1 protein-coding gene is annotated in these 807 nt (G+C 60.3%); it reads right to left on the bottom strand.

Translation table 11 applies throughout. The features are described 5' to 3' along the window. A partial coding sequence (gene trkA / locus ACT3R7_RS20695) for a Trk system potassium transporter TrkA (RefSeq protein ID WP_496199464.1) occupies nucleotides 1-807 on the bottom strand: 807 nt, incomplete at both ends.

Genomic DNA, 807 nt, shown 5'->3' with positions numbered 1-807 from the left:
TTGGCGAGCAGCGACGACATGATATTGACCTCGTCGTCGTTGGTCAGCGCGCAGAAGATATCGCAGTCTTCAATGTTCTCTTCTTCAAGCAGCCGCTTGCTGGTGGCGCTGCCGTGTAGCACCACCGTGCGGTTCAGCCGCTCGGACAGCGTGGTGCAGCGCTCAAGGCTATGCTCGATGATCTTGACCTGGTGGCTATGCTCCAGGTGTTCGGCCAGGCGCTCGCCGATATTCCCGCCCCCGGCAATTACCACTCGGCGAAAGCCGCGTTCGATACGCCTGAGCTCACTCATCACCGCGCGAATATCGCGCCGGGCGGCGAGGAAGAACACCTCGTCGTCGGCCTCGATCACGGTGTCACCGCGCGGGATAATTGGCCGGTTGCGCCGATAAATCGCCGCCACGCGGGTATCCACGTTGGGCATATGATGGCGCAAAAACGCGAGATCCTGACCCACCAACGGGCCGCCAAACACCGCTTTTACTGCTACCAGCTGCACCAAGCCTCCGGCAAAATCCAGCACCTGCAGGGCACCCGGATGCTCGATCAAACGGCGTACGTGATCCGTGACCACCTGCTCGGGGCTGATCAACACATCAATCGGGATCGCTTCGTGGGCGAATAGCCCCTTGCGGGTGAGATACGGCGTGGCGCGTACCCGAGCAATCTTGGTGGGCGTACGAAACAAAGTATGCGCAACCTGGCAGGCGATCATGTTGACTTCATCGGAGTTGGTGACCGCAATCAACATATCGGCATCTTCACAGCCGGCTTGGCGCAGAACGTTGGGGTAGGAAGCCGCGCCG

Source organism: Halomonas sp. AOP43-A1-21 (genome assembly GCF_052376775.1).
In the GTDB taxonomy this organism is placed as follows: Bacteria; Pseudomonadota; Gammaproteobacteria; order Pseudomonadales; family Halomonadaceae; genus Vreelandella; species Vreelandella colorata.
Note: the sequence above shows the minus strand (reverse complement) of the source record. Positions and strands in the feature narration are given on the sequence as shown.